The sequence below is a fragment of the Picosynechococcus sp. PCC 7002 genome, from assembly GCF_963860125.1.
GTDB lineage: Bacteria > Cyanobacteriota > Cyanobacteriia > Cyanobacteriales > MRBY01 > MRBY01.
Map to the genome: position 1 here is coordinate 2,848,553 of NZ_CAWLFA010000001.1, position 18,408 is coordinate 2,866,960.

Sequence of the window (18,408 nt, forward strand, 5' to 3'; positions counted from 1 at the left end):
TAAATTTACGTTTTATTGTATGGGGGAGGATGAATTTTAGCCGATAACTTTAATGGGGCCTTCCACCGCCGCGTCAAAAAACTGGCGCACGAGGGGATTATCGGTCTGGTCAATTTCTGCCACTGTCCCCGTCCATTGGATCTTACCGCCATAGAGAAAAATAACCCGATCAGCGGTGCGACGAATCGTGCTGTCCTGGTGGCTGACCATCACGTAGGTGCCACAAACCCCTTGCATTTGCTGGAGATGGCGCACGAGATCTTCAATTACCGTTGAGGCAATGGGATCAAGGCCAGCGGTGGGTTCATCGTACAAAATAATTTCGGGATTGTCCTTGGGATTATCGGGGTTGGCCATGATTGCCCGGGCAAAGCTAACCCGTTTGCGCATCCCCCCAGAGAGTTGGGATGGGTAGCGATCGCCGACCCCTGACAACCCCACCATATCCAACCGTTCTTCTACCAATTCGCGAATGGTTCTCGCAGACAGGTTTGAATGTTGATAGAGCAAAAAACCGACATTTTCCGCCACGGTGAGGGAGTCGAAGAGGGCCGCCTGCTGGAAGACCATGCTGATCCCAATGGGATCGTTACCATCCTCGATCAGTCCCCGGCGCTTGATGCCATTGATATAAATGTCCCCTGCATCTGCTGCCAGTAGTCCCGCAATAATTCGCAGGATGGTGGATTTCCCCGTACCAGAGGGGCCAATAATCACGAGGGCTTCTCCCCGATAAATGCTCAAGTCAACATCATCGAGAATGACATTTGACCCGAAGGCCTTGGAAATTCCCCGCAATTCAATCAAGGGTTCGGCTTGGGTGGCAACCATAGGACGCAAAAGATAAGGGCAATTGATTTAACAATAGCGATAGATCAGCAACTACACTGGCAAACGGCGATATTTTAGGTAATAACCCAGGAATAACAATGCGATTAAGCCCCCGGAGCCAAGGCCCACCCAACTGGGCACCCAAAAGGCCACTTCCAGATGATTGAGCTGCCCCGGTTGTAATGTCCAAATTAGGCGATCGCCTTCCTTGCGGGTGACGGGCGCCGCCGTTGTGTTGCGATTAATCACCCGTGCTCCCAAAGGCGTTTTTAGGCTGACGTCTAAATCCAGGAGGGAACCGGGACTGAGGATCAAACTGCCCCGCTGGGACAAAACGCCCAAGGCCCGCAAATCTACGTCCAAAGTGGCTCGGTTACGTTCAAACAAAAGCCAGTTCTTTTGTTCAAGGGCGATCGCCGATTTGAGTTGTACCAAATCTAAATCTGTCGCCTGGAGATTTTGTCCTTCCGGGTTAAAAAAGTCATTGAACTTTTCTACTAAATCTGCCCCATTGTGGAAGGGAATTCGTACATCCAACTCCTGGGTCGAGAGCCGCTGGGTAGAACCATGGAGCCCCCTGGCGCGTTTTTCCACACTTTTGAGCCAGTGCTTTGCTTCTTGCTGATTAAAGTTCGTAAACTCATCCCCCAACTGGAGATGCTGGTGAATTTCGCCATGGTGCTGGTGGTCGAAGGCGATCTCCACATCATAGTCCACACAACCCGCCAGGCAGAGGACACACACACAACAGAGACTCAGCAATCGGATCACAGATTTCACAGGCATCATCGCTCACAATGCAGGGGCAAGTATGGCAATTTTAAACCGCCCTGGACGCAACCCCCAACTTGCCGAACAGAATCGCTGGCATATAAGCACTACCACCAACCCATTCGCAGGTGTCACTAAAATCAACTAAATCTGCAAAGGCCTCGAAGATGCTGCCCGCCACCATGGTATTTTTCAGACGACCGACAATTTCGCCGTTTTCGACTTTGTAACCGAGGTCGAGGTTCACGGAAAATTCTCCAGCTAGCTGATTAGACTGACCCGCTCCTAACACTTGATCAACGATCACGCCTTCCTTCATGCCCTTGATCAGCTCCGTTAACGGGGTTTTCCCGGCCCCCATGCAGAAATTCACCATGTCGGGACTGGGACGAGAAAGACCGCCCCGGAAACCGTTCCCCTGGGCCTCGGCGTTGCCCCGGGCGGCCCACTGGCGATCCCAATAGAATTGCTGGACAATACCATTTTCGATAAAGGTTTTTTTCTGGGTGGGGGTACCTTCGTCATCAAAGGGACAGGCGGAAACACCGATGGTCGGATCTTCGTAAATGCTTAGGCGATCGCCAAAGAGTTGTTCGCCATTTTTCCGGCGAGGGGCGAGGCTTTTTGCACCACCACTTGACCGGAGAGAATCGTATCAAACAGGCCGCCAATGGCGCTGAGGGCCGCCCTGGGGGTAAACAGCACCGGGTATTGACCGCTGGTGATTTGGGCTGCTTTTTCGGCGTTGGTATATTTTTCGATGAGGGTGGCGAGGATTTTGTCGTAATCCGGTTCCCCATCCTTGGCGACATCGTAACCGTAGGCATTGAGAAAATCTTCCCCCTGGACAAGATTTCCGCCCAGGCTGGCACTAACAATTTTGCTGTTGCGTTCGCCATAGACGCCGCTGGTAGTGGCCAGTTTGGTCTGACCAGAGCGGATATGAAATCCCGCACTGACGAGAATATCGTCGTTGTAAGCCCGTACTTTTTCGATGAGGGTTTCGCCAATTTTTACCAGTTTCGCGGTTTCTGGCAGCACATAATCGCTTTCGGGGACAACCCCTTGAAAATCCTTGGCAAACTCAAAATCCACCGGATCACCGATTTCTGCCGTGGCGATCGCCGCATCGACGACATCTTCGAGGCGCGTTAAATCCGTGGCACTGGCAAAGCCCAATTTTCCATCGACGACCACCCGCAGGGCGACCCCCTGGCTCGCTTTAGTTTCGAGGGACTTGAGGCGATTATTCTCAAAGTCGATGGGAGTATCACGGCTACTGCGGTAGTACACCTCCGCTTCGATACCCTTCTGTTTGGCGAGATCCAGGATTTGCTCAACTACCATAAAACTTTCTAAACACAATTTGAGAATAACGGCCGCTCCCCATTGTAGAAGATTCTTTTGGATCACCGGGGGCGATCGCCTTTGGTTGAAAATTGCCTAAAAAAAAGAGGGACAAATGATCTTTCCCTCCCCAAAATCAATTGATTGTTCTAGCCAAGCCAAAATTTACCGAAACATACTGCTCACAGAACTTTCTTCGTGGATGCGCCAAATGGTTTCACCGAGGAGATTGGCCACCGTCAGCACCGTCAGTTCTTCAAATTGCTTATCGGCAGGCACCGGAATCGTATTGGTTACGATAACTTCCTCAAACAGGCCACTAGAGAGCCGTTCCACCGCAGGCCCAGAGAAGACTGGATGGGTCGCACAAGCATACACTTCCTTGGCCCCTTCCTTCTTCAATAGTCTGGCCCCTTCCTGGAGCGTCCCAGCGGTGTCGATCATGTCATCAACAAGGATCGCGGTTTTTCCTTTAACTTCCCCGATGACGTTCATCACTTCGGCGACATTGTGGGCCTGGCGACGTTTATCAATAATGGCCAGGGGCGCATCGTCTAACTTTTTAGCAAAGGCCCGCGCCCGCGCCACCCCCCCCACATCGGGAGAGACCACCACAATATCCTCTAAATTTTTGCTTTTGAGATAGTCAATGATCACCGGGGAACCGTAGACATGGTCACAGGGAATATCAAAATACCCTTGGATTTGCGCCGAATGGAGATCCATCGCCAGCACCCGACCGGCCCCTGCCTGGGTAATCAAGTTAGCCACCAGTTTCGCTGTAATGGATTCGCGACCAGCGGTTTTGCGGTCAGCGCGAGCATAGCCGTAGTAGGGGATCACCGCTGTGATTTGGCGTGCCGAAGCCCGACGACAGGCATCGATCATGATCAACAGTTCCATCAGGTGATCGTTGACCGGACGGCAGGAGGGTTGAATGAGGTAAACATCGCAACCCCGGATCGACTCTTGCACCTGGATGTACATTTCACCGTCGGCAAACTGCTTCCGGATCATGGGGCCAAGATCCATGCCCAGATAACGGGCCACTTCGTTGGCTAGGGGCAAATTCGCCGATCCCGAAAAAATCCGGAGACGGTTGCTATCGGTGGGGGTTTGCAGAACAGATTGTAAGGCGAGGGTGGCGGAGTGGCTCACAGCAGAATAAACCTCTCTTTCGGTTTGATAAAGGACATCCAAGGGATCAGTGCAGACACCATAATCCTCCTTTTGGTCGTTTCGATGATATGTGTTACCAAAGTACAATTACTTAGCCCCATTTTTTAGACTGGATAGGTACGGTAAAACCATTGGGGGCAATCATCGCCACTGAAAAAGATTAGGGTTAATAGAAAATAAAAAAATTGTTAAGGAAGGTGCTGATCTTCAGGGTCTATTGTACTCAATAAACCTTTAAATTCAATTTGAAATTTTTCTATGCTGCAAAATTGCTTGTTAATCGCGGGAACAGACACGGAAGTGGGGAAAACAGTGGTCAGCTCGGCCCTGATTGCCTATTGGCGTCATTTTCTTCCTTTTTCTCGGCTAGGGGTAATCAAACTACTCCAGACAGGGATCGGCGATCGCCAATGGTACGAAAAATTCTGTGATGGGGGAACAGTTCTCAAGGTGCCTTTGGAGTATGAAACCCCGGTTGCGCCCCCGGTGGCCGCTCGCCTAGAGGGAAAAGCCATTGATCTGGGAATCGTCTGGCAGGAGCTCCAGGATTTGAGGAATGCTCAAGATTTTGTCATTGCTGAGTCCCTGGGGAGCTTAGGATCGCCTGTAACTGACGAGTTGACGGTGGCAGATTTGGCAGGGCAATGGAAGTTGCCGACGCTGTTGGTGGTGCCAGTGAAATTGGGTTCTATTGGCCAGGCGATCGCCCAGGTGAGTTTGGCGCGGGAACGGAAGGTCAATCTCAAGGGAATCATCCTCAGTTGCGGTACCCCCGAAGCCATGGGACAAATTGAAGCTTTGACGCCACCGACCATGGTGCAACAGTTCACCCAAATCCCGGTGCTTGGGGTGATGCCCTACGCTGAAAACCTGTTGGATGCCCAAGCCCTTGCCAAAGTTGCCGCCAATTGGCACTTAGAACAGTTGGTTTCTAAGGAACATTTGCGGCCCCAGGCTCCTTTGTCACAGTAACTTGACCCCGATCAATGTGCCAACAACGGTCGGCGATCGCCTCTAACTCGTGGGGATCGTGGGTGACGATGAGCAACGTCCAATGTTGTTTGAGTTTCGCCAGTAATTTTGCCAACTGCGATCGCATTGACCAATCCAAGCCCGCCGTCGGTTCATCCAACATCAACAGGTTTGGCTGGCGGATCAATTGCACCGCGAGGGATAAACGCCGTTGCTGGCCGCCACTCAGGGCATGGGGTGAAGCCTTGAGATCCAAATTTTCGAGACCCACCTCCGCCAAAGCATCTTGGATTTGTTCTAGGCGTAATTCTGGATGGCCAAACCTGACTTCCTCTAAAATCGTTGAGGCGCAAAAGTGACGCTCCGGAAATTGAAACACGAGGCCCGCCAACTGTTGCAAGTGGAGATTTGTTAAGGTTTGTTCTTGCCAGCGGATCTGCCCCTGGGTCTGCTGGGCCAAGCCCGCCAAAATTTCGAGTAACGTCGTTTTCCCAGAGCCACTCGGCCCCACAATCATTCCCATTTCCTGGGGGGCTAACTTGAGGTTCACCTGCTGCAAAATCGGCTCAGGCGTTGCCGCAGGATGGTACACCAAATCTTGGATGTAGAGCATTGACAGGCCCAAAGAAAAATCTTTTCCCAAGCTACCATAGCCGTTTGTGTAAGGGGGCGATCGCCTGGAAAATCGACCGGGTAAACTTGAGGCCAAGTATTTACTTTTCTTCACAGAAAAAATTGTTCTTACTCAGTGAAGAATAAACTTTCATTGAAAGTAATTGTTTTGGTCAAGAAACCCTGTTAAATTAAGAATTGAAGTTAGGTAGAACTTAACTTCCCTGGCAGATAAAACAGCCACTGTCTGAGTAAAGTAAAGTTAGTTAAGGAGATAAACCAAGCTGTTTCTTTGCATATCTGTCTCGTCGAACGAAGCAAAACCACTCAAGCGCGAAATCCATACTTCCAACCACCTGTAGCAACAGGGAGCAACCTAACTGAATAAACTGTCAAGTCGGGCAGCAAGATGATTCAGTTAATGTCTCCAGAGAGTCTTAGTTAAAGGGTTCCGGAAGTTCTGAGGAAAGTAGGTTCTGGGTGGTTTTGTTCTATTAAGATTTAATTTGTATGGGAAACTCTTCACTCGAAAATCCCTAAACCTCCGCAAGGGCGATCGCCAATTTCTCAGCAAGAGCTGCGACCCAATTTTCATCTTGTTTTGTATAGCTGCGGGGAATATTTGTCCCCAAAACTAAGAGGCCTGTTTCACCGAGGGGCTGACAAATAATGCCCTGGGTATTTTCTGGTAAATAATCAAATTCGACCCGCCCCGGATACATTTTTAAGGTCACCAGATACACTGCCTTTTGGGTTTCGAGGACTCTTTTGGCGATCGCCCCAATATTAAATTCTTTTTTCGCCCCAAAAATGCCCCGCCGCAGAATTGTCTCGCCATCACGGTAAACTACCACCGATTTCGTCACCGTATTGGTCAACAGTAGGTGGGATGCCCAAGCCAGTTCTGTTTTGACAGCGTCCGGCAGATCTTCGGCCAGCTCAAACTGCTCTTCTCCTTCTAGAATCACCGCTTCTGGAGCCTTGGGCTGGATCTGTTCCCACAGCAAGGTGGTCAAAATCAAAACAGCACTGAGAATCACCCCCACCACGTCGGAACGGGCCTGGGAATCACTAAGGGCGGGAGTCAGTAAACGGTTCACCATCAACATAGTTCCCCCGATCATCCCGACGGTAAGCGGTAGATATTGCAACGGATTGCGCCCAGAATCAGCCATGGTAAACCCCAAGATATTTTGTTTCAGCTTCCCTGAATTGATCGTTGAAAGTCAATAAAACCCCAAACAAAAACCACCTCGCCAGGGTCGCTCAGGTGGTCAATGGGCAGTGATTCAGCCTTTGAAATTTAATGGAAATACCTAGGGGCAGTATAGGGTTGCTGCGGTGTCACGGCCTGTGGTGGGATTGGTGCCGCTGGCCAGTTCGCAAAGCTTGTCATTTTCCCGCGCCAAGATCAGGGCATCGGTGAAATCGGCCCCTTCAATGACTGTGGATGGCGTAATTTTGACGCTGGCGAGGAAAGCCCCCTCTAGGTTGGCATTTTTAAAGTTCGCGTGGCCAATGCGGGCAGAATCTAAGACGGCTCCCCGGAGATCAGCCCCTTCAAAGTTGACGAATTCGAGATTAGCCGAGAAAAAACGCACCCCCCGCAGGTCTGAGTAACTAAAATCGCAGCCCCGGAGACTAGAGAGATCGTAACTATTGTCCCGCAAGTCCTGGTGGGAAAAATCTTCTTGAATAAAGGTGCGCTTGTTGTAGTCTACAGCCCAGGCCTTTGGTGGGTCAAAATTGCCCCAGGCGAAACTTACAATCCCCACAACCAAGGCGATCGCCATTAGCCGTTTGCACATTGCTAGCATACCAGTCAGCTCCCAAGCTCTTTTCGTAAAGTTCACTCAAGCCTATTTTATCGGGAATCGACCCCAACAAAATACGTCCGCAGGATTGGCCTGGATCAAAAAAAGTGTCTTTTCTCCAAAAAAATAATTCGCTTTTTAGAAATCCTTGAGGACAGTCGTTGAAAAATAGATTCACCTTTAAATGTCGATCAATTTCCCATAGAAAAGAGTTGATTTGTTCAAAAAACTATTGATTTAAAAACTAAATTTTTGACAAAGAGCATCACTAAATCGGCATGAATAAAGCTAACATCTGGCCATTAAAAACCATAAAGTTTCTGCTTCTTTTTAGCGGATGATTATTATAATTTGACAGAAGACAAAGCCAATCTATACTTAGACAGCTACGCGCAGTCAGTCTTGAGGATAATGGAAAAATTAACCCTAGAGTGGTCGTTACAAAATCATCTACACCACTACACATTCCACCAAGCTGCAACCACAAAAGTTGCCCAGAAGTTGCGGATTGGTCGAGATCCAGCCCGATGTGACATTGTCTTTACTGACCGCAGTGTTTCTTCTCTCCATGTCGAATTATTTTTTAGTGCGGCTTTAGATGCTGCACTCATTCAAAATCTTCGCCCCTCCAACCCCCCCCTCATTGATGGCTACCAGCTCACCCAAGGGACGGCTAATCTAGCCCAGGGCAGCGAGATTCAACTCGGTCGCATTCAATTGCAGGTCTCCCAGTTGGTGTTGCCAGGCCAGGCTCAGGCGGCAGCCCCGCCCCAACCCCAAGTGCCCAATACGGCCTCAGCCTACGGTCTAAAATGTCCGAATCCATCCTGTGGTAGAGTTTCTCGGTATGATGAGCAGGTGCTCAAACAGGGATGCCCTTGGTGTGGATTTTCTCTAGCCGCAGCAAATACGGTGGTGATAGCTCGGCCACAATCCTAAGGTTTCGCTTGTTTCTCCTCAGAATTCATTGACATGACGACATTGCAGCAGGTCTGGTTAAGCTGGAAAGATCCCCTCACGAACGACGTGCAAACCTTAGCCCTGGGGTTGCCCATTGCCATTGGTCGTGATTCCAACAGTATGCCGACGGCGATCGCCAATGGACAACCTGTCGCCAAATTAACCCTCAATAGCTCCCAAGTTTCTCGGTACCATGCCCTCATTGCTCTCCAGGCCGATCAACTGTGGATTGGGGATCAAAATAGTAGCAATGGCGTGTTTGTGAATGGCCAGCGCCAAACCCAAAGGAGCTTGAAATCTGGGGATGTGGTGCGGATTGGCCCCTATGAAATTTCGATTACCACCACGGCCCCAAATCAATCGGCGACCCAGCGCCGCTCCAGCGATTCTTTTATTCAGGTGCCAGACCAACAACTGCCGGATCCCACCACCAGCAGTTCCCCATTAGAAACCTTTCCCCCCGCAGAATTTCAAGCGCAGTATGTCAGTCCTCAACAGTTATATGCCACCGGATTACCCGTCGAAGAGATAGACTATGTGGCCATTGGGGCCGGGCTTGGCAGTTATATTTGGGTTGATTTTTTACGGGTTTACGGGGTGCAGGCCCAGCAAATTCGTGCTTTGGGCCTAGAAGGAAAACCCTATGGCCGCTACCAACGGCTCTGCTTAAACTCGCAAATTCCGGCCCACGAGCGGCTGCGGTCGAACTCGGATTCTTGTCCGGATAATCTCTGGGGTTGGCCGAGCTATGCGCTACGGGAAGCCTACGGCGATTTTTTGCGGGGACATTTCCAGGCAGCTTTACGGCATCTCTGGCAGGTCTTTACGGAACCGATTTTGACGGAAACCTATACGCCTCGTTCTGGCAATGTCTTCAAATCTATCGACCGGGAGGCGGCACGGATTGGGTGGCACCATATGTATCGCTTTGGGCGGGTACGGGCAATCCGGAAAACCGATGATGGTCGTTATGCGATCGCCTATTCTGCGGGACGGGGGCGCCATGCCTTTGTCATTGGCCGTTATGTTCATCTGTGTACCGGATATCCGGTGATCCAATTTTTGCCAGATCTCCAGGACTACCGCGAAAAAACAGGGGATTTTAAAACGGTCGTCAATGCCTACGAAGAACATGACCACGTCTATAGCACCCTCGAACGCCAGGGGGGGACAGTCTTGATTCGGGGTCGAGGGATTGTCGCCTCTAGGGTGATCCAGCGCATTTACGAAGCCCGCCGCCGTAACCCCAACATTTCGATTTTGCACCTAATGCGATCGCCAAAACCCGTGGGAAATAAATTTGGCCTGGCCCAGCGACCCGTGAGCAACCATTTTGAACTGCAACCGTTTAATTGGCCTAAGGCCTGTTGGGGCGGCACCCTGCGCGAACAATTAGAAAACGCTGCCCCCAGGGAACGCACTAACCTCCTGGCCGATTGGGGCGGCACCACCACCGCCGATCGCCACGACTGGCGCGATATTATCCAAACGGGTTTAGATAAAGGCTGGTATCGAATCGTTTTTGGGGATGTCGTAGCCGTCGAACCCGATGCCCAAGGACGTCCGGTGACGCGGATTCGCGAAAAAGGCATCACAGGGGAACTCACCCTCACCGCCAACTACATCATTGACGCCACGGGTCTCGATGGTAAAGTCAAATCCACCCCCCTGCTCAATGACCTCGTGACCCACTACCAACTGTCCCTGAATGCCCTTGGCCGCTTCCAGGTGAACAATGATTTTGAAATGCCGGAAATGCGTAACCGCTCAGGACGAATGTACGCCGCCGGCGCCATTACCTTTGGTGGCCCCCATGCCGCCGTCGATAGCTTTTTGGGGTTGCAATACTGTGCCCTAAAATCAGTAGAAGCCTTGGCTCAGGAAAATGCTTCCCAGGTGCGCCCTTTGCATCCCCTGGCTTCCCTATCCCAATGGTTTAAATGGATTAACAATCAAGCCCCATGACCCCAACACTCCTTGGCCGCTGGCAAACTCGACTTCTTTTGATGGGTACGGTGGGTGCCCTCCTCACAGTCTGCTTTGCAGAGGGACTCTGGGGTAATCCCGTTGGTGCTGTCTATTGGGCGGTTTGGGGTTACATCACCGTTTTTGGCCTTGGCTGGGACTGTCTTTACATCTATTTACAAAATTACCGTTGGGATCAAGATTGGCCGGCGATTCTACAATGGCTGGCGGCCCTCTGGGAAGGGATATTCTTTTTGTTTTTGTGGGCTGGCTTACCGAATTTTGCGGGCGTCGCCTTACCCCTAACGGCAGATCTGTCTTTAACCTGGTTTGTGATTCACTACAGCTCGGTTTGGCTGGGGATCTTTGTGGTGTCCCAGAGTTTGATGCGCATCTTATTTCCCCTGTGGCGTTTCCATGGTGGACGTTGGTTTTAGAAACGAAATTTTCCCAGGGGCGGCCTTGATATTTGACGGTAAGTAGAGGGCGATCGCCTTTTTGAAGTGGGAATTTCTCGCCTCTAACCAGACTTTTGAGATTCTCCGTTTATGATGAAAGCATCAAAGGCCCCAAGTACTCCTTTGACATCGCGAAATATAACCTGAAGCCATGACGAAACAGACAATCGGTTCTGGTCGATATCAAATTCTCCGTGAGTTGGGTAGTGGAGGATTTGGCGTCACATACCTCGTAAAAGACAGCTACATGCCCTCCCAGCCCATCCGGGTCGCAAAACAGCTTCGGCCCATTGAAGACCAATCCGAAATCTATCGTCTGGTGCAGGAACGTTTCCAACGGGAAGCCGTATTACTAGAAGAACTCGGCAGCAATCCCCAAATTCCAAGCCTCTATGCCTATTTCGAAGAAGATGGCAAATTTTACCTCGTCCAGGAGTACATCGAAGGTCAAACCCTAGAGGCACTTTTAAAAAATGAAGGGCCCCAGTCCGCCGCCACCGTCCGGCAAATCTTGGTGGATACCCTCGATATTTTGGAATTTATTGAAACCAAGCAAATTATCCACCGGGACATTAAGCCAGAAAATATCATTCTGCGCGAAGCGGACAAAAAACCGGTACTAATTGACTTTGGCGCAGTCCGGGAAATTATGGGCACCCAAATGATGAGCAGTGGTGCCACCCCAAAAAGCTCCATCGTGATCGGTACCCCTGGATTTATGCCCCCGGAACAGGCATCCGGTCGGCCCGTTTTTTCGAGTGACTTGTATGCCCTCGCCCTGACGATGGTCTATCTCCTCACCGGAATGATGCCCCAAGATTTTCAACATGATCCCATCACCGGCGAATTAACCTGGCCCAGTCAAAATATCGCGGATCAACATTTAGTGGCGGTGCTGAATTTTGCCATTAAGCCCAATCCGAAAGAGCGGTTTATGACGGCTAAGGCAATGCGGGCGGCCCTTACAGCGGCGATGCCTAACAATCAAGCCACGGAGGTCATGCCAGAAATTTTACCGACCATCGTTGCCTCTACCATTGCCACAGCACCAGTTGGCACGGGTTCCAATGCTAATGCTGCGGCTGGTACGCCGGTCACACCGCCAACAGAGATTACCGGAGGAGGCCAAGCCCCGCCGACCTATCATGTGGCCGAAGAGCTTTCTTTTTCGGCGGCAGATCTACAACAGAACAGTTCCAAAAAACGCGGCGCTCCCTGGGGATTACTCCTGGGTTTAGGGCTACTGGGACTGGGTGGCTACCAACTTTATCAAGTGGTGCAACAACGTCAAATTGCCGGGGAAGTCCAACCAGGGGTAACGCCCAGCAATCCAAATCCGGGAACAACGCCACCGGGAAATGGAGAAAACCCAAATCCTAACCCCACTAATCCGACCACGCCAGCAACCCCGACAACCCCCACACCAACAACACCCGATCCGGTTATTACCGCCCCAACTGATGGCGTCTTTTTTGGGGCGATCGCCTTTTCGGAGGCCACCGGGGAATATGGCTATGTGATTGATGTACCCACCCAAGCAGAGGCCGAGCAAGCTGCTGTGGAAGATTGTGAATTTTTTGCTGCGTCCGGGGATTGCCAAGCCCTGGTCTGGTTCCGCAATGCCTGTGGGGCGATCGCCATGGGGCCAGAGGCCTATGGCAGCGGCTGGGGGGCTGATATTGAGAGCGCCGAGGCAGCAGCCCTCGATGTGTGTAGTGATTTTGGCTCCGGTTGTGAGGTGGTCGATTCCATTTGTACGAGCCAATAGCCATTGTGGGCCTGGCTTCCCAAAAGGTAGAGTAATAATCAGTTTGAATAGTTTGAATTTTCTTGGGTTTTTTCTACCATGGCCACTCCGCAAACCGCCCCCTACGGCACTTGGCGATCGCCGATTACCTCCGATCTGATTGTTTCGAGCAGCATTGGTTTGGGGGCAGTGGCCTGGGCTGGCACAGATCTTTACTGGCTTGAGGGCAGACCCCAGGAAAAAGGGCGTAATGTGCTGGTAAAACGCAATGGCGACGGAACGACAGTTGATATTACGCCGCCGGATTTTAATGTGCGTAGTCGTGTCCATGAGTATGGTGGTGGCGCTTTTTTAATTACGGAAACTGGCACCGTTTATTTTTCCAACGATGGCGATCGCCACGTCTACGTCCAAAAGCCAAACCAGGAACCTCAAGCCCTCATCCCAGAAAATCAACGCCGCTATGCCGATTTCATTCTTGATGCAGCCCGCAACCGTTTAATTTGTGTCAGCGAAGACCACAGCGTCCCAGGCCATGAACCCAAAAACGATTTGGTGGCGATCGCCCTCGATTCCGGCGACATTCAAGTTTTAGTCGAAGGCAATGATTTTTATACTTCGCCTCGCCTTTCTCCCGATGGGAAAACCCTCGCCTGGGTCAGTTGGGATCACCCCGATATGCCCTGGGACAATAGTCAACTCTGGATTGCTGAGATTCAAGCCGATGGCACTTTAGGGGAGAAAACCTTGGTGGCTGGGGGCAATGGTGAATCCGTGGTCGAACCCCGCTGGTCGCCCGGTGGTGTGTTGTATTTCAGTGGCGATCGCAGTGGCTATTGGAACCTCTATCGCTACGTTGAGGGTACTGCCCAAGTGGTCTATCCTGCCGAAGCGGAATTTGGCTATCCCCACTGGGTTTTTGGGGAATCGATCCTCGGCTTTATCGATGAAACGACCCTAGTCTGCACCTACAACGATCACGGCACTTGGAAACTGGCGACCCTCAACCCCGACCGCCGTGCCCTTACGCCGATCCCCGTCCCCTACAGCAGCATTAGTGACCTCCAGGTACAGGGGGAAATGATTGCCTTTATCGGCGGTGCCGCCACCCAACCCACCGCCATTGTTACCCTGGATCTGTTTACGGGGGAAACGGTGCGGGTCAAGGAAGCCAGCACGTTAAAAATTGATCCTGGTTATCTGGCCCAACCCCAGGCGATCGCCTTTCCCACGGAAAACGGCCTCACCGCCCACGCCTGGTATTACCCCCCAACAAACCAAGATTTCCAAGCCCCTGCGGATACGGCACCACCTCTCTTGGTAAAAAGTCACGGTGGCCCCACGGCGATGGCTGCAGCGAGCTTAAACCTGCGGATTCAATATTGGACGAGTCGGGGTTTTGCTTTTGTAGATGTAAATTACGGCGGCAGCACGGGCTATGGTCGGGAATATCACCAACGCCTTGATGGCAATTGGGGCATTGTCGATGTGCAGGATTGTGTCAACGTGGCGAAATATCTCGTGGCAAAGGGGTTAGCTGACGGGGAAAAATTGGCGATCGCTGGGGGCAGTGCCGGGGGGTACACAACCTTAGCCGCCCTCACCTTCCATGATGTCTTTAAAGCCGGAGCCAGTTATTACGGCATTTCTGACCTGGAAGTGCTCGCCACCGATACCCACAAATTTGAGGCCCGCTACCTCGACCGCCTCATCGGTAAATATCCCGCAGAAAAGGAAAAATACATCAGGCGATCGCCGATCCATTTCACCGAAAAACTCGCCTGTCCCGTTATTTTCTTCCAGGGCTTAGAGGATAAAGTCGTCCCCCCCAACCAAGCGGAAATGATGGTAGAAGCGATTAAAACCAAAGGTTTACCCGTCGCCTACGTTCCTTTTGAAGGAGAGCAGCATGGTTTTCGCCAAGCTGAAAATATCAAAAAAGCCCTCGACAGTGAATTTTATTTCTACAGTCAAATCTTTGGCTTTACCCCGGCAGATCCCCTCGAACCCGTAGAGATTATCAACCTCTAACGAAAATTGGCAGGATCTTGGTCGCGGCGGTGGCGCACGGGGATTGGTTCCCCTTGTCTCTCGCCAGCCAGTTGCGCCGTATTTTCTAGGGCCGTCCGTAAATGTTTGGCCGCATAGATCGACATATCTCTGGGCACATTCAGGCGATCGCGCAGATACCGCAGGGCTTTGTCGGCATCCTTGGGTGGTTCACAAACTTCTCCCGTCATCATGGCAGTTAGGGCACAACGCAATGCCTGGTCAAAAAATTGATCGTTGGCGGGATTGACCTTAACAATATTGCGGCGATGTTTAATCACCCGGTAAAGGGCTTCTTGTTTGGCGTTGGCTGGCTCAGGGTAAGCGACATCCGGCAGCCCAAACCAATCCCCTTCATCAACTTTGATCTGATTTGCTAAAGCTTGGGGTTCCCCGTTGGCATAACAACCCCCCATCTGGGGCGGTAGGTCATGGACATGGGTATGGAAATCACTCTGGGTACCCCGGTAAGTTAGGCGAGTTTCCATGGCATCAAACCAGGCGGCAAACCGGGGATTTTCCTCCCGCAGGGAATAGCCTTTGTAATAGTAGAGGCTGGCATTCATCCGCTCCACATAGGGCGTAAAGATCACATCGACCACGCTAAATTCTTCGAGGAAGTAGGGGCCAGGGGTGGCGGCTAAAGCATCTTCCACCTGTTGCACCACTTGGATAAACTTGCGGCGGCCCTCTTTATCTTGTCCGGGGAATAATGGGGGCCGACAGAGCCAATTGCACCAGGCGCGGAATAGTAATCTTTCGAGGCGGCGTAGGGGCAAAACTCTGGGATCTGTCAGGCTAAAGGTGAGCGGCCCAAATGCCTGTTCTAAGGCGAGTAAAATATCGTCGCTCTCGGTGATCATGCGTCCATCGAGTTCCAGGGCTGGGAGCATGCCAGAGGGGACTTTTTGTTTGTACCAGGCTTCTTTTTCGCCGTAGCAAAACATGGTTACTTTTTTGATGCGGTAGGGGATGCGCACTTCCTCTAGCCAAAGCCAGACTTTTTGGCAGTAGGGACACCAGGCATGGTTATCCCGGTAGAGAGTGACCCGAATATCGCTTTCTGACTGACCAAAGAGCCGTAAACAGGATTGGGCATTGGTCAGGCCGTTTTCGTAGTCGAGGTGGAAATCGGTGAGGGCTTCGAGTTCTGGCCAACTGAGGGGGGCAAGGGGCATCGCTTTTGGGGAAATACGCAACAGTTGATTATTATGACGAAATTTTGTGGCTGGGGGCGATATCTAGCCAGAAAAAACCCCCAAATTTAAAACTTGGGGGCAGCACTGTGATCAATACTTCAAGGAATTAACTGTTCGTGGCAGTTTCTGGGGCGATCGCCTTTTCTGCGTCGGCATTTAAACCTTGGACGTAGGTCACATTTGTCGGATAAGCGAATTCAATGTTGCGCTGGGCAAAGGCTTCGAAGATGGCCAGGTTAATTTTCTGTTGAGTATCCATGTAGAGGGCGTAGTCGCTACTTTCAACGTAGTAGACAATTTCGTAGTTCAAACTAAAATCGCCATAGCTGGCAAAGTGAGCCCGGTCAAAACTAACCTGTTCTTGAGCGCTAATGATGTCCTGGATGAGGGCCGGAATAATTTCTAACTTTTCTTTAGGCGTTTCGTACAGGACTCCAAGACTAAAGACGATCCGTCGCCGCTTCATGTGCTTAAAGTTGCGAATCCGGGAGCCTGTGAGGTCGGTATTGGCCATGACGATTTCTTCGCCGCTGAGACTCTTGAGCCTCGTGGTTTTGATACCGATGTATTCTACAGTGCCGATAAAATCACCGACGATGATAAAGTCTCCCAGGGCAAAGGGGCGGTCGAGGACAATGGAAAAGTAACTGAATAAATCAGTTAGAATCCCCTGGGCGGCAAAGGCGATCGCCAAACCCCCAATCCCCAGACTGGCGACCACAGCAGAGATATCAAAGCCGAGGTTATCCAGGAGGAAGACCGCACCAATAGCCCAGAGTATGGCCCGCAAAATGGGCATCAGCGCACTAAAACTCTGTTCTAGCTCAATGTCGCCTTTACGCAGGAGGTAGGAGCGAATCGCATATTCTGCCAATTGGGAAATGAGCTGAATGCCAATAATCGTCGTGGCAATAACCGTTAAAGCCCGCACCGCTTGGTTCAAAATGGGGTGCAAGTTGAGATTCCCAATCGCCAAAAAAACGTTCCCCACATAGAGGAGACGCACTAAAGACTGACTGAGAATTTTCGTGATGCGCGGATCGAGGGTCGTTTGGGTCTTTTTGGCCCACCGTCGCAGTGAACTGAGAATGAGCGCCCTGAACCCATTGATCAGGAGAAAGCCCACCACCAGCACGACGATCGCCATGGCATAGGCAGCGAGGGTATTCCCCAAAATACTTCGGGTAAGAAAATCTAAATTCATAAAAAAAGATGCTTGAAGCTGCGTAAAAATCAAAAAAAGTGAATATTTTGCATAGATGCCCGTCCAACTTAACAAAAATATATAGAATCTGCTTCTGGTCAACGATGTAAAAGCAATCTTCCCCAGGGAAGATTTTTTGATTTCCAAATCTTTAAAAAAGGCGATCGCCAGCCTCCCGGCGCGGATCAGTTAGGATAATTTGAGCCCTTTTTGCCGCAGTTCACGCAAACTCAACCCATGAATATCTTGCTCCTTGCCCTGGGGATTAGTGCCACAATTTTGGCGATCGCCCTCATTAGCTATCTGCTGACAGCCCGCCGTTACCAATCTGCCGACACCGTCGCCGACTCCTACGACGAATGGACAGAGGACGGCATCCTTGAATATTACTGGGGCGAACACATTCACCTTGGTCACTATGGCAACCCACCGAGGGCGAAAAATTTCCTCAAAGCTAAGGCTGATTTTGTCCATGAGATGGTGCGCTGGGGCGGCTTGGATCAATTACCCCCTGGAACCAAAGTGCTGGATGTGGGCTGTGGCATCGGTGGCAGTAGCCGCATCCTCGCGCGAGACTATGGCTTTGACGTAACTGGGATCACCATCAGTCCCAAGCAAGTGGAGCGGGCAACCCAACTTACGCCCCCAGGATTGACTGCCAAATTTGCCGTTGATGATGCGATGAATTTATCCTTCGCCGATGGCAGTTTCGATGTAGTTTGGTCTGTAGAAGCTGGCCCCCATATGCCCGATAAGGCGATTTTTGCCCAGGAACTGCTCCGGGTACTGAAGCCCGGCGGAAAATTAGTTGTCGCCGACTGGAACCAACGGGACGATCGCCAAATTCCCCTCAATTGGTGGGAAAAACCCGTGATGACTCAACTCCTTGACCAATGGGCTCACCCGAAGTTTTCGAGCATCGAAGGCTTTTCGGAACTGCTAGAGGAGACAGGTCTTGTTCAAGATCAAGTGATTAACGCTGATTGGAGCCAAGAAACCCTTCCTTCCTGGTTACACACAATTTGGGTAGGAGCAATTCGGCCCTGGGGTTGGCTGCAATACGGTCTACCCGGTTTTATCAAGTCAGTACGAGAAATTCCGACCATTCTGCTCATGCGCCTAGCCTTTGGTACGGGCCTGTGTCGGTTTGGGATGTTTCAAGCGGTGCGGGGCGAGGGCAACCCAGTAACTAAAAATCGGACAACCCAGCAGGCTATTTCCCGCTAGATGAATCCCTCCAAAAAGTTTTGGGAAAAGGGTTGACATCTCAAAATTCTTCAGTTAGATTGTATAACTGTGA

Annotated in this window: 17 protein-coding genes; 7 read left to right on the forward strand and 10 right to left on the reverse strand. The window is 51.1% G+C overall.

All coding sequences use genetic code 11. From position 1 onward, the window contains the following. Positions 1 to 36: 36 nt before the first annotated feature. The 5 genes from AACQ84_RS13685 to AACQ84_RS13705 form a co-directional block, all read right to left on the reverse strand. Positions 37 to 831 carry an ABC transporter ATP-binding protein gene (locus AACQ84_RS13685; protein WP_012308314.1) on the reverse strand — a complete coding sequence of 265 codons (795 nt, stop codon included), beginning with the start codon at positions 829 to 831 and terminating at the stop codon, positions 37 to 39. Positions 832 to 882: 51 nt separating this feature from the next. Beyond that, complete coding sequence (locus tag AACQ84_RS13690; RefSeq protein ID WP_012308315.1) at positions 883 to 1,620, reverse strand: DUF3153 domain-containing protein; 738 nt, start codon at positions 1,618 to 1,620, stop codon at positions 883 to 885. 31 nt (positions 1,621 to 1,651) lie between these two features. Then, positions 1,652 to 2,170 (reverse strand): metallopeptidase TldD-related protein, encoded by a 519-nt coding sequence (locus AACQ84_RS13695; RefSeq protein WP_315862535.1) that lies wholly within the window; start codon positions 2,168 to 2,170, stop codon positions 1,652 to 1,654. Positions 2,171 to 2,172: 2 nt separating this feature from the next. Beyond that, a complete protein-coding gene (locus tag AACQ84_RS13700; protein WP_012308317.1) occupies positions 2,173 to 2,949 on the reverse strand; it encodes a PmbA/TldA family metallopeptidase in 777 nt (258 codons plus the stop codon). A 165-nt stretch (positions 2,950 to 3,114) separates the two neighbouring features. Beyond that, entirely contained in the window at positions 3,115 to 4,107 is a 993-nt protein-coding gene (locus AACQ84_RS13705) for a ribose-phosphate pyrophosphokinase (protein WP_012308319.1), read from the reverse strand. Positions 4,108 to 4,386: 279 nt separating this feature from the next. Between AACQ84_RS13705 and bioD the strand changes: the two genes are divergently transcribed. Beyond that, positions 4,387 to 5,100, forward strand: a complete 714-nt coding sequence (bioD, locus tag AACQ84_RS13710) for a dethiobiotin synthase (protein WP_012308320.1) — start codon at positions 4,387 to 4,389, stop codon at positions 5,098 to 5,100. Here the strand turns inward: bioD and AACQ84_RS13715 are convergent. The 3 genes from AACQ84_RS13715 to AACQ84_RS13725 form a co-directional block, all read right to left on the reverse strand. Continuing rightward, positions 5,060 to 5,713 carry an ABC transporter ATP-binding protein gene (locus AACQ84_RS13715; RefSeq protein ID WP_012308321.1) on the reverse strand — a complete coding sequence of 218 codons (654 nt, stop codon included), beginning with the start codon at positions 5,711 to 5,713 and terminating at the stop codon, positions 5,060 to 5,062. The two genes, bioD and AACQ84_RS13715, sit on opposite strands and share 41 nt — an antisense overlap. Positions 5,714 to 6,248: 535 nt before the next feature. Further along, complete coding sequence (locus AACQ84_RS13720) at positions 6,249 to 6,887, reverse strand: cofactor assembly of complex C subunit B (protein ID WP_012308322.1); 639 nt, start codon at positions 6,885 to 6,887, stop codon at positions 6,249 to 6,251. Between the two features lie 141 nt (positions 6,888 to 7,028). Beyond that, positions 7,029 to 7,529: a pentapeptide repeat-containing protein gene (locus AACQ84_RS13725; RefSeq protein WP_012308323.1), complete on the reverse strand. Its 501-nt coding sequence runs from the start codon at positions 7,527 to 7,529 to the stop codon at positions 7,029 to 7,031. A gap of 408 nt (positions 7,530 to 7,937) precedes the next feature. Here AACQ84_RS13725 and AACQ84_RS13730 point away from each other — a divergent pair, with 408 nt between their 5' ends. The 5 genes from AACQ84_RS13730 to AACQ84_RS13750 all read left to right on the forward strand — a co-directional run bounded on the left by AACQ84_RS13730 (position 7,938) and on the right by AACQ84_RS13750 (position 14,687). After that, positions 7,938 to 8,465 carry an FHA domain-containing protein gene (locus AACQ84_RS13730; RefSeq protein ID WP_041443672.1) on the forward strand — a complete coding sequence of 176 codons (528 nt, stop codon included), beginning with the start codon at positions 7,938 to 7,940 and terminating at the stop codon, positions 8,463 to 8,465. Between the two features lie 33 nt (positions 8,466 to 8,498). Continuing rightward, complete coding sequence (locus AACQ84_RS13735) at positions 8,499 to 10,451, forward strand: FHA domain-containing protein (protein WP_012308326.1); 1,953 nt, start codon at positions 8,499 to 8,501, stop codon at positions 10,449 to 10,451. Continuing rightward, positions 10,448 to 10,888: a hypothetical protein gene (locus tag AACQ84_RS13740; RefSeq protein WP_012308327.1), complete on the forward strand. Its 441-nt coding sequence runs from the start codon at positions 10,448 to 10,450 to the stop codon at positions 10,886 to 10,888. The genes AACQ84_RS13735 and AACQ84_RS13740 overlap by 4 nt, the downstream gene beginning before the upstream one ends. A 172-nt stretch (positions 10,889 to 11,060) precedes the next feature. Further along, positions 11,061 to 12,677 carry a protein kinase domain-containing protein gene (locus AACQ84_RS13745; RefSeq protein WP_012308328.1) on the forward strand — a complete coding sequence of 539 codons (1,617 nt, stop codon included), beginning with the start codon at positions 11,061 to 11,063 and terminating at the stop codon, positions 12,675 to 12,677. A gap of 78 nt (positions 12,678 to 12,755) precedes the next feature. Beyond that, positions 12,756 to 14,687, forward strand: a complete 1,932-nt coding sequence (locus AACQ84_RS13750) for a S9 family peptidase (RefSeq protein WP_012308329.1) — start codon at positions 12,756 to 12,758, stop codon at positions 14,685 to 14,687. On the opposite strand, the gene AACQ84_RS13755 is transcribed toward AACQ84_RS13750, so the two are convergent. Both AACQ84_RS13755 and AACQ84_RS13760 read right to left on the reverse strand, forming a co-directional pair. Continuing rightward, positions 14,684 to 15,883 carry a glutathione S-transferase family protein gene (locus AACQ84_RS13755; RefSeq protein ID WP_012308330.1) on the reverse strand — a complete coding sequence of 400 codons (1,200 nt, stop codon included), beginning with the start codon at positions 15,881 to 15,883 and terminating at the stop codon, positions 14,684 to 14,686. The genes AACQ84_RS13750 and AACQ84_RS13755 overlap by 4 nt on opposite strands. A gap of 127 nt (positions 15,884 to 16,010) precedes the next feature. Next, the gene (locus AACQ84_RS13760) at positions 16,011 to 17,108 is read right to left on the reverse strand and encodes a mechanosensitive ion channel family protein (protein WP_041444038.1); all 1,098 of its coding nucleotides are present in this window, start codon (positions 17,106 to 17,108) and stop codon (positions 16,011 to 16,013) included. Between the two features lie 237 nt (positions 17,109 to 17,345). On the opposite strand from AACQ84_RS13760, the gene AACQ84_RS13765 reads away from it, so the two are divergent. Beyond that, positions 17,346 to 18,335, forward strand: a complete 990-nt coding sequence (locus AACQ84_RS13765; RefSeq protein ID WP_012308332.1) for a methyltransferase domain-containing protein — start codon at positions 17,346 to 17,348, stop codon at positions 18,333 to 18,335. Positions 18,336 to 18,408: the final 73 nt, after the last annotated feature.

Coding starts and splice junctions, on each gene's coding strand:
- AACQ84_RS13720 (WP_012308322.1), bottom strand. CDS start 6,887: ATGGCTGATTCTGGGCGCAATCCGTTGCAATATCTACCGCTTACCGTC.
- AACQ84_RS13765 (WP_012308332.1), top strand. CDS start 17,346: ATGAATATCTTGCTCCTTGCCCTGGGGATTAGTGCCACAATTTTGGCG.
- AACQ84_RS13735 (WP_012308326.1), top strand. CDS start 8,499: ATGACGACATTGCAGCAGGTCTGGTTAAGCTGGAAAGATCCCCTCACG.
- AACQ84_RS13700 (WP_012308317.1), bottom strand. CDS start 2,949: ATGGTAGTTGAGCAAATCCTGGATCTCGCCAAACAGAAGGGTATCGAA.
- AACQ84_RS13745 (WP_012308328.1), top strand. CDS start 11,061: ATGACGAAACAGACAATCGGTTCTGGTCGATATCAAATTCTCCGTGAG.
- AACQ84_RS13760 (WP_041444038.1), bottom strand. CDS start 17,108: ATGAATTTAGATTTTCTTACCCGAAGTATTTTGGGGAATACCCTCGCT.
- AACQ84_RS13750 (WP_012308329.1), top strand. CDS start 12,756: ATGGCCACTCCGCAAACCGCCCCCTACGGCACTTGGCGATCGCCGATT.
- bioD (WP_012308320.1), top strand. CDS start 4,387: ATGCTGCAAAATTGCTTGTTAATCGCGGGAACAGACACGGAAGTGGGG.
- AACQ84_RS13740 (WP_012308327.1), top strand. CDS start 10,448: ATGACCCCAACACTCCTTGGCCGCTGGCAAACTCGACTTCTTTTGATG.
- AACQ84_RS13730 (WP_041443672.1), top strand. CDS start 7,938: ATGGAAAAATTAACCCTAGAGTGGTCGTTACAAAATCATCTACACCAC.
- AACQ84_RS13755 (WP_012308330.1), bottom strand. CDS start 15,883: ATGCCCCTTGCCCCCCTCAGTTGGCCAGAACTCGAAGCCCTCACCGAT.
- AACQ84_RS13725 (WP_012308323.1), bottom strand. CDS start 7,529: ATGCTAGCAATGTGCAAACGGCTAATGGCGATCGCCTTGGTTGTGGGG.
- AACQ84_RS13685 (WP_012308314.1), bottom strand. CDS start 831: ATGGTTGCCACCCAAGCCGAACCCTTGATTGAATTGCGGGGAATTTCC.
- AACQ84_RS13690 (WP_012308315.1), bottom strand. CDS start 1,620: ATGATGCCTGTGAAATCTGTGATCCGATTGCTGAGTCTCTGTTGTGTG.
- AACQ84_RS13715 (WP_012308321.1), bottom strand. CDS start 5,713: ATGCTCTACATCCAAGATTTGGTGTACCATCCTGCGGCAACGCCTGAG.